Raw genomic sequence first — 468 nt, forward strand, 5'->3', positions numbered from 1 at the left:
GCAGCGTGCGCGGCATATCGGTGTGGATGAAAATCTCAGCCTTTAATTGGACAGCTGTCGATCCAGTCTCACGACTGAAACCAACGCCGTCACGGCATCGATTTGAAAAACCCATTCACAATGTCAAAAAGCTCGCGATCCTTGGATCGCAGGACCGCTGCCGTAGCAGCGGATCTCGTGTCTTCATCTCTGGATATCTGGCTAGAATGTTTTCGCCTCAGCTTTTCGGAGAAGCGCGAAGCGCCTCTCGACGAAAAGCTGGTGGAGCCTATCGGGATCGAACCGATGACCTGATGCTTGCAAAGCAACCGCTCTCCCAGCTGAGCTAAGGCCCCTGAAAAGTTCCGAAGGTTCCGGCAAAGCGACAACAACGTCGCATCCCGCAACCAGCGAATGGTGGGCCGAGTAAGAGTTGAACTTACGACCTCACGCTTATCAGGCGTGCGCTCTAACCACCTGAGCTACCGG

At 54.5% G+C, this 468-nt stretch carries 1 tRNA gene; it reads right to left on the minus strand.

The features are described from left to right. Positions 1–259: 259 nt before the first annotated feature. Positions 260–335, minus strand: a tRNA-Ala gene (locus ACTJKY_RS21765). Positions 336–468: the final 133 nt, after the last annotated feature.

Origin of the sequence: Sphingomonas sp. 22176 (assembly GCF_052045505.1) — a bacterium.
In the GTDB taxonomy this organism is placed as follows: Bacteria; Pseudomonadota; Alphaproteobacteria; order Sphingomonadales; family Sphingomonadaceae; genus Sphingomonas.